Origin of the sequence: Marinobacter sp. (assembly GCF_040904845.1) — a bacterium.
Lineage (GTDB): Bacteria > Pseudomonadota > Gammaproteobacteria > Pseudomonadales > Oleiphilaceae > Marinobacter.
On the sequence record NZ_JBBDSR010000111.1, the window covers coordinates 62,514 to 72,035 of the forward strand.

A 9,522-nucleotide genomic window follows, 5' to 3' on the forward strand; every position below is an offset into this window, starting at 1 on the left:
GTCTTTACGTTCCCTTTCTTTTCGTGGATGCAAAAAACCGCCGACAGGTTACCCCCTCGGCGGTTTCAGGTGTGTTAACTACACCCGTCTTACAGGGCGTAGAACAACATGGGCACGAAGGCGGTAAGCAGCAATGTCGGCCCCATCACCACCAGCGGTAACAACAGCCGCTCATAACGGTGCCAGAAGGTGCCGGTTCGTTCGGCGGCCAACACTTCGGTTTCCCCGACCACCTGCCGTGTCAGCAGGTGGTTCAGTGCCACCGGCGGGCTGAGATAACCCAACTCAAAGGCCACCAGGCACACGATCCAGAAGTGCAGCGGATCAATGCCCAACTGAATAGCCGGCTGGGCAATGGTGGCCGACACCAGTATGACGGCACCAAACGGGTCCATCACCATGCCAATGATCGTCAGCATCACCACGATCACCAACATGGCGATCCAGGGACTGGTCAAGTCCTCGGGGAACAGGGAGTGGACGATGTCCGAGCGTTCCAGAATACCGCCCAGGCAGATCGAAAACCCGATCAGCGCCAGCAGCGCACCAATGTGCACCGCGGAATCGCTCGCCGCGGCCGTACTGCGAGTCCAGAATGCTCTGGCACGGCTCTGGCCATCGTCACGACTTGCATTGCCAGCATCCAGATAAACCAGCGCCAGCATCACCAGTGGCAGAATCATCGGCGCACTGTACTCATTGAAGCCCAGCCCCAGAATGACCCAGATCCCCAGAATCACTGCCAGTGCGACCGCCGCGTAGGGCACCAGCGGCCGGAACTGCCGCATGGACTCACGGAAAGCACCGGGCGCAGGCCGTGGCCGCCAGTTGCCCTGGGTTTTGCAGACAACGATTGAAAACAACGTGGCGGAGAACATGAACACCCAGAAGCCCCAGCCATACATCTCGGACGTCGTCACTTCCTTGTTCAGCGCGGCAACCACCACGATCAACAGGCAGGGATTGAGAACCACACCCAGGCTGCCTGACATGGCGGTGGTCGCCAGTGACAGCTGGCGCCCGGCACCGGCACGGCGCATTTCATCGTAAACAACGCCGCCCACGGCAAGGATGAAAATACCCGATGCGCCGGTAAAGGCGGTCGGAAACGCAGTCGCGAAGATCATCACCGAGGCCAGCATCGGAGCCGGCAACTGATAGGGCTTGATGATGTTGAGCAGCAACTCCGGAATTCGCGTTTGCTTCAGCACCATGCCGACCAGAACGTACAGTCCGATATTGATGAACATTGACGACAGGTTGGTCATCATGCCGAAGTAGATCGCCAGCCCCGAGGAGTACCCATCCACGAAGAAGAAATAGCTCATGGCGATCAGACCCATGGCGCAGTATAGCGGCACCACAAGGCCTGACGATGCGCTCAGTGATCCGGGTTTCATGCGATCCGGGACGTTCACGAAACGCACCAGATTGATCACTATGAACACTCCGAACACCGCTGCCCAGGCATACTGCAGTATGATGTTATCTTCGGACCCGGGCGCATTCGACAGCCTCCCCACATAGGAGAGCAGTGAAAACACCATGAGGCCGTTGACCGCCAACTGGACGCCCTGACTCAGCCGCCACTCGGCACGATTCCGAGGCAGACGCAGGGCAATATGGTCCGTATTGAGTGCGGAAATGGCCGCGGCCATGGCGAACATGGCAATGAACAGGAACTTGGTGAGTGCTATGTTATCCAGCAGAAACGAGGCGAACCCCTGCTCCACAGTCTTGAACACCGCCAGGGCAGCCGTGGCATGCTTCTGGTTCTCCGCGAACATCCGATATTTCTGCTCGCACAGTGCCAGGTTGCGCTCCAGAGACTGCCGTACTGAGCCTTCATCCGGCGGCGAACTGAACAGCGCATCCGGGTCGGGTTGGTATTCGTCAATCCGCTTCTGAACCTCAGCGTCAACATCGACCATCATGTTGCAGGTGGGTTCAGTCGCGTCCGGATCGAGGAGGTAGTAATTCGGCCAGGTCTGCTCCCCCACCCAGAGCATTCTGGAGTGGAGGGAGTTTCCCATGCCGAGAAGAAGTGTGAAGATAAGGAGCAGCAGGAGAATAACCCCGTGCGTTCGCTGCACGGGGTATTGGGTTGTCGCATCTGCCACTGATAATGCTCGCCAGTTCATGAAGGATCAGCCTTGGTTATTATTCGCGATCGCTTGCGGTGCACTCAGACGCAGACGGGTTGCTTGAACAACGAATCTTGCTCAGCAGGCCCATCATTTTGGGATGGTAGACCTCGTCGGCACCATTGCTGCCGTCACGAAGCTGAAGGCGATTCTCGCGGAACATTTCCTGATAACCTTCAACATCGGAATCGGGAATATTGATCCACTTTTCGTCCGGGATCGCTTTTTCCTGACCACGGATCAGGTTCATTGCCTGGCCGTACATGCCCCAGGCCACTTCACGAGATTGCTGGGCGGTGTCTGCGTCCAGGGCACCCTTGCGGGCAATAACCTGAACGGTTAACTGAGCCAGCGGGTAGTCAACAATGCCGCCGTTGTCGCCAAGGCCTTTGTACAGCTCCAACGCCTCATAGGCGAAAGCTGGCGCGTAGGCGGTATCAACTGATCCATTGTTGAACTTACCCGCAAAGTTGGTGATGTCCGAAGGCACAACCGTGGCTTTAACGTGGTTTACCATGTGAATGGCGTCTTTCTGATAATCCAGTGTGGCCATCCGCTTGCCCGCCAACTCACCGGCAGTGTCGATGCTGCGATCATTCACGAACAGGTAACCAGCGCCGACCGGCACAATGCCCAGCACTTCATAGTCGCCCTGCTGCATCAGGCCGGCGGCCTTCGGCTGCGCCAGCGTAGCCAGAACGGTTTTCAGGTCGTCGTAAGTGGGGAGTGCACCAACCGCACTGATGCTCCCTGTGAACTTGTTGAACGGGCGCGTACGCAGGTCGGTGGCAGCAACGGCGTCACACTGGCCCGAGTTGAAATCGCCAACGGCAACCCCCTCATCGGTGTAGGGCCGGAGATCAAAATCCACACCATGGGCTTTCATTTCCAGCGCGTAGTCTTCAACCATATTGAACATGTCACCGTTGGCACCGATGACATCGAATACGCACATTTTGATCGGTTCCGCTGCGGCGAAAGGCGCAGCCGCAACCAGTGACAAGGCAGCAAGGGATTTACGGATCATAACTGACCTCCGGGTCGTTCTTGTGTTTGTAAGGGGCTTTTTAGTCATGGGCGGATGCCTGCTCAGAGCAGGTCATCCAGGTCCATGGTTTCAACTTCTTCGTTGTTACTTTCCGGGCTCATCTTGCCAAAGTGGCGACGCGGCGTGCGGTAGCCATAATTTTTAGTCCAGTGCTTATCTGAAGAAAACTGGATAACGTCGCGGGCCACTTCATCCACCAGGCGATAATCGTCCCGGACCACAATGGTGTTATCCGCTTCAGCAAAGCGCTTGATCACATCTTCCAGAACCTCTGGCTTGCCAAACGTTTCAGCGGCGACAGCCTCAAGCGCCATGGATGCGCGGAAACCGGCGGCAATGCCCAGCTCGGAGCTGTCTTCAAGCACTTCCCAGGGATCAGGTGACAGATTGGGACGGGTATCCGGAAGCAGCAACCAGACCAGACCGCGAATGGCGTTGGGTATGCCACCCCACTTTTCGTTATCGACGCACTGAGCGGCGCGTTCAGCCTGGGGGGCAATGTTGCGGGGAACACCCGCCATGGCACCGGAGTTGGCATCGTTCACAATGGCTTGCAAACCGGTCAGCAGGCCCATCAGGAACGTCAGCTCTTCCTGCTCGGTAAACAGGAACGGACACTCCAGTTCCTCCGCGCCAGGATCGAAATCGTAGGCAGCCATCGCCCGCTGGTACGCAATGTAGCGGCGCTTGGCGGTTTCCGCGTTCAGGCGCTTGGAGCGCTCGCGGGCATCTTTCGCTGCGGGCACATTGCCAGCGTAATCTTCACGGAGGTATTCCAGTTCCGCTTCCCACGCGCGGTACTCTACACAATTACCGGCCAGAAGCATCATCAGAGAGCCCGTGCTCTCCGGAGCGTCGGTGACGCGGGAGAAAGAATACAGTAGCGGGTCAATGCCTTCGCCCAGAGCGCACGCCATTTCCGGGTCAGACATTTGCAGTACGTAGGGTGTCGCCTCCCCTTCTGAGTAATTGGAGAGCACTATGCCGGTAGTGGTGTAGATGGGATTCGCCGAACAACCGGCCAGCAAGGCCAACGCAGCGAGAGTGAGCAGCTTGGTGCGCATGGCAGCCATGCACACAATTGGTTTTACCAGTGAAGAGATCATAATTCGCCTTGTGTTCCACGTTGTTTTTATAAGTCAGGAGTTCGGCACCCCATACACTTTTGACGGCTGCAAGAATGCGGTGAATCCTCCCGGACAAAAATGGCTCGAATGCCGAGTGGGTCATGCCGATCGGGCCAATGGCCCGGCAAGAAAGGAAAATCATTGGGTTATATCGATTAAAAACAAGCAGTTCGGAAAAGATTTAATCAGAGTACATCTGTACCATTAGTGAGACATTTTGGCTCAGTGTTCTATTTGCCTCCTGCTCCCCTTTTCTTCGTTCAACTCGCCAGGCCCATCATCGCCACCACCTGATCCGTCAACCCATCAAGGCTCATCCCGCCATCTGGCCGATACCAGGTAACCGTCCAGCTCAGTGCACCGGTCAGCATCCGGCGCACCACAAACGGCTGTGCATTAAGGCCGCCGTCTTCTTTCACAGCGCCCAGCACATCCAGCCACAGGTTTTCGTAGATGTCCCGGAGCGCCAGCACCTCGGTTTGCGCCGCCTCTGACAGACTGCGCCATTCAAACACCAGCACGGCCATGGCCTCGCCGGTCTGACCGTTGATCGATTCAAGCTCGGCGCGAATCAATGCCCGCAACTTATCCCGGGGCGTGTGCACCGCATCCATTGCCGACAGCATCAGCGCGGTGTTTAGCCGGATGGTTTCTACCATGACCGCTTTGAGAATATCTTCTTTGGTGCGGAAATGGTGGAACAGGCTGCCGGACTGAATCCCAACAGCCGCCGCCAGGTCTCTCACCGTGGTTCGCTCATAGCCTTTATCCCGAAACAGCCGCGCGGCTTCTTTTAACAACCGTCCGCGGGCACCTGCAGGATCGGAAACCAGATTATCGGCAATGAGGGCGCGGAGGATGGCGTCTTGAGTCACGGGCTTTCCCAGGTAAAGAATCAGGATGGTAATTCTACCCGCAATTTGCCTGTTTACAAACCAAGCGCTTGCTTGGTATCGTCGCTTTATCGTAAGCCAACCTCCGTCAGGGCACTCCATGTGTTCCCGAGCGGCCAACGGTCACAAGGCAGATACCATGGCAGACTCACGAAAAACCGTTCGCATCGGTTGCTCCGCCGCTTTCTGGGGCGACACCGAAACCGCGGCGGCCCAGCTGGTACATAAAGGCAATATCGATTATCTGGTGGCGGATTACCTGGCTGAAATCACCATGTCCATCATGGCGGGCCAGAAGATGAAAGACCCCTCCCAGGGTTACGCCCGGGATTTTGTCCAGACCGTCATGGGCCCTCTTCTGGGTGACCTAAAGCAGAAAGGCATTCGCGTGTTAGCGAACGCCGGTGGCGTCAACCCCGTGGCTTGCCGCGACGCTTTGCAGGCACTGTGTGACAAAGCCGGCGTGGATATGAAGATTGCCCTGGTGCTTGGCGACGACCTGTTGCCCAAGAAAAAGCAGCTGGCCGACGCCGGCATCACTGAAATGACCACGGGCCAACCCATGCCGCCAATGATGGTCAGCCTGAACGCCTACCTGGGTGCCCCGGGGCTGGTTACCGCTCTGGAACAGGGTGCCGATATTGTGATCACCGGCCGCGTGGCGGACAGCGCCCTGGTACTGGCACCGCTGGTCCATGAATTTGGCTGGCAATGGAGCGATTACGACAAACTGGCCCAGGGCAGCCTGGCCGGCCACCTCCTCGAATGCGGTGCGCAATCCACTGGCGGCAACTTTACCGACTGGCAGGATGTGGCAAACGGATACGCCGACATGGGCTTTCCCATCGCCGAAGTCAGCAACAATGGCGACTTTCTGATCACCAAACCGGACGACACCGGCGGCAAGGTCAGCCGTGGCACTGTAGCCGAACAGCTGGTGTATGAAATCGGCGATCCCCGCGCCTATTTGCTGCCAGACGTAACCTGCGACTTTACCAACGTGGAACTGATCGAAACCGGCAAGGATCAGGTCACCGTGCGCGGGGCGCGTGGGTTGCCGCCAACGGACAGCTACAAGGTATCCGGCACCTGGCCGGACGGTTTCAAGTGCACAGTGACTTTCCTGCTTGCCGGCATGAACGCCAAAGCCAAGGCGCAATCGGTGGCGGATGCCATTCTGGCCAAAACAGCCCGCATGTTCCGCGAACGCGGCCTGCCGGGTTACACCGACACCAGCGTTGAATTGCTGGGGACCGAAGCGACTTACGGTGCCCACGGCCAACGGCAGGATTGTCGCGAGGTGGTGGTGAAGATCAGCACCGCTCACTCCAAAAAGGAAGCGCTGGTGCTGTTTTCCCGGGAGATCGCCCAGGCGGCCACCGGCATGGCTCCGGGCATTACCGGCATTGTCGGTGGCCGCCCGACGGTGTGGCCAAAGATCCGGTTGTATTCCTGCCTGGTGCAAAAATCGGAAATAACCGTGGATGTTGACCTGCACGATGACAGGCAGCCGGTAAGCGTGGATACCTCGGGCGGATTCGATCCGGGCCTGCTTACCTATCCGTCCAGGCGCGAACCATCCAAACACGCCGCCATGCCGATTACCGACATCACCGTTCCCCTGATTGACCTGGCCTGGGCGCGCAGCGGCGACAAAGGCGATCACAGCAATATCGGCGTCATTGCCCGAGACCCTGATTTCGTGCCTTTTATTGAAGCAGCGCTGACCGAATCCGCCGTGGCCGAGTGGATGGCGCACACCCTGAACCCCGAAACAGGCCGGGTGACCCGTTGGGCCCTGCCCGGTTTCCACGCCTTCAACTTCCTGCTGGAACACAGCCTTGGTGGCGGAGGCGTCGCCAGCCTGCGCATCGATCCGCAAGGCAAGGCCTTTGCCCAGCAACTACTGGAATTCCCTGTGCCCGTCACTCGGGCTGCTCTGGAAAAAGGACAACGCTCATGAGTTACCAATCCATATTTCATCCTGACCTGTTTAAAGGCCAAACCTTTATTGTGACCGGTGGCGGCTCCGGCATTGGCCGCTGTACCGCCCACGAACTGGCCGCCCTGGGAGCCCGTGTCGCGCTGGTCGGTCGCAAAGCAGAAAAAGTGGAAGCCGTGAAAGCCGAGATCACCGAGGACGGTGGAATCGCAACCGCCCATGTCTGCGATATCCGGGAGGAAGATTCGGTAAAAGCCACAGTGGCTGCAATTATCGAGGAACACGGCGGACTCAACGGCGTGGTCAACAACGCTGGCGGCCAGTTCCCCTCTCCATTAGCTGGTATTAACCAGAAAGGCTGGGAAACGGTCGTTCGCACCAACCTCACCGGCGGTTTTCTGATGGCGCGGGAGGCTTACACCCAGGCGTTGTCGAAAACCGGTGGTTCCATCGTCAACATTGTCGCTGACATGTGGGGCGGTATGCCCGGCATGGGCCACTCCGGTGCTGCCCGCGCCGGCATGGTGAACTTCACCCAGACCGCCGCCGTGGAATGGGGCACCTCCGGCGTTCGCGTCAACGCCGTCGCGCCAGGCTGGATTGCCTCCAGCGGCATGGACAACTACCCGGCAGACATGAAGCAGTGGATTCGCAGCCTGGGGGACAACGTACCGCTCAAACGCATGGGGACGGAATCCGAGATCAGTTCCGCGATCTGTTTCCTGTTGAGCCCGGGGGCAGCGTTCGTCAGCGGTGACTGCCTGCGCATTGACGGTGCCGCATCCCAGGGCGGGCGTGTCTGGCCATTCCCGAAAGCCAAAAACAACGAACCCTACAATGGCTTTCACCGCGCGGTCACACCAAAAGTATTGAGCGAGGACTGAGGAAAACACCATGCAGGTACTGGAATCCACCCTCAGCCCTCAGTCCGACGACTTCCGCGCCAACACGGAAGCGATGGAAACCCACATCGCCACCGCCCGTGAGGTGGAACAGAAGGTTCTCGATCTGGCGGAAGCGGCGCGGGAAAAGTTCGTCAAGCGAGGCAAACTGTTGCCCCGGGACCGCATCAACCGGTTACTGGATCGAGGCACGCCGTTTCTGGAGCTGTGCTCACTCGCTGGCTATAAAATGCACGACGACAAGGACGGCAGCATGGCCGGCGGCGGCATCATCGCCGGTATCGGCACCGTCAGCGGCATCCGCTGTCTGGTCGTCGCCAGCAACAGCGCCATCAAGGGCGGCACCATCACGCCCGCAGGCCTGGACAAAACCCTGCGTTTGCAGCAAATCGCCATGGAAAACAAACTGCCGGTCGTCTCGATGTCCGAAAGCGGTGGGGCCAACCTGAATTACGCCACGGATATTTTTGTGCAGGGTGCCCGGGGGTTCGCCAACCAGGCCAGAATGTCCGCCGCCGGTATTCCACAAGTCACCGTGGTTCACGGCAACGCCACGGCCGGTGGTGCATACCAGCCAGGCCTGTCTGATTACGTCATCGCCGTGCGCAAGCAGGCCAAAATGTTCCTGGCCGGCCCGCCGTTGCTGAAGGCCGCCACCGGTGAAGTCGCCATCGATGAGGAACTGGGCGGCGCGGAAATGCACGCCCAGGTGGCCGGCACCGCCGAGTATCTGGCCGAAGACGACGCCGATGGCATCCGCCAGGCCAGAAATATCCTCGAAGCCCTGCCCTGGAACGAGCAGTTGCCGCCCAGGCGTGAGTTGCAATGGGACCAGCCGCTGTCACCGGTGGAAGAGCTGCTGGGTGTCATCCCCGCGGATTCCAAAAAGCCCTACGACGTTCGTGAGATACTGGCGCGCATCGCCGATGGCTCGAAGTTCATGGACTTCAAGAACGAATTCGACCATCAGACTGTCTGTGGCACCATCCGTATTGAAGGCCATTCTGTTGGCATCATCGGCAACAACGGCCCGATAACCCCCGCCGGCTCTGCGAAAGCCGCGCAGTTTATTCAACTCTGCGACCAGGCCGGCACACCGCTGCTGTTCCTGCACAACACCACCGGCTTCATGGTGGGCACTCACTCGGAGCAGAACGGCATCATCAAACACGGCTCCAAAATGATTCAGGCCGTGGCCAACTGCCGGGTGCCGAAGGTCGCCATTGTGATCGGCGGTTCCTATGGCGCAGGTAACTACGCCATGTGTGGTCGCGGTCTGGACCCTCGATTTATCTTCGCCTGGCCCAACAGCCGCACAGCAGTGATGGGCCCGGCCCAGGCCGGCAAAGTGATGCGCATCGTAGCGGAGGACAAGCAACGCCGCAGCGGCATAGAGCCGGACCCGAAAACGTTGGATTTTCTGGAGCAGGCAACGGCCAAGAAGCTCGAGGAAGGCTCTACCGCTC

Annotated in this window: 7 protein-coding genes; 3 read left to right on the forward strand and 4 right to left on the reverse strand. The window is 58.6% G+C overall.

Annotated elements, in window-relative coordinates; all coding sequences use genetic code 11:
- Positions 1-89 precede the first annotated feature (89 nt).
- The 4 genes from WD429_RS15160 to WD429_RS15175 form a co-directional block, all read right to left on the reverse strand.
- A complete protein-coding gene (locus WD429_RS15160; protein WP_368423021.1) occupies positions 90-2,141 on the reverse strand; it encodes a TRAP transporter large permease subunit in 2,052 nt (683 codons plus the stop codon).
- A gap of 19 nt (positions 2,142-2,160) precedes the next feature.
- A complete protein-coding gene (locus tag WD429_RS15165) occupies positions 2,161-3,171 on the reverse strand; it encodes a putative solute-binding protein (RefSeq protein ID WP_368423022.1) in 1,011 nt (336 codons plus the stop codon).
- A 62-nt stretch (positions 3,172-3,233) separates the two neighbouring features.
- Positions 3,234-4,298, reverse strand: a complete 1,065-nt coding sequence (locus WD429_RS15170) for a hypothetical protein (protein WP_368423023.1) — start codon at positions 4,296-4,298, stop codon at positions 3,234-3,236.
- Positions 4,299-4,579: 281 nt separating this feature from the next.
- The gene (locus WD429_RS15175) at positions 4,580-5,194 is read right to left on the reverse strand and encodes a TetR/AcrR family transcriptional regulator (RefSeq protein ID WP_368423024.1); all 615 of its coding nucleotides are present in this window, start codon (positions 5,192-5,194) and stop codon (positions 4,580-4,582) included.
- A 157-nt stretch (positions 5,195-5,351) separates the two neighbouring features.
- Between WD429_RS15175 and WD429_RS15180 the strand changes: the two genes are divergently transcribed.
- From WD429_RS15180 to WD429_RS15190, 3 genes are all read left to right on the forward strand, one after another.
- Complete coding sequence (locus WD429_RS15180; RefSeq protein WP_368423025.1) at positions 5,352-7,175, forward strand: acyclic terpene utilization AtuA family protein; 1,824 nt, start codon at positions 5,352-5,354, stop codon at positions 7,173-7,175.
- Positions 7,172-8,038: an SDR family oxidoreductase gene (locus WD429_RS15185; protein WP_368423026.1), complete on the forward strand. Its 867-nt coding sequence runs from the start codon at positions 7,172-7,174 to the stop codon at positions 8,036-8,038. Before WD429_RS15180 ends, WD429_RS15185 begins: the two co-directional genes overlap by 4 nt.
- A 10-nt stretch (positions 8,039-8,048) precedes the next feature.
- On the forward strand, positions 8,049-9,522 hold a 1,474-nt coding region (locus tag WD429_RS15190; RefSeq protein WP_368423027.1), incomplete at its 3' end, for an acyl-CoA carboxylase subunit beta.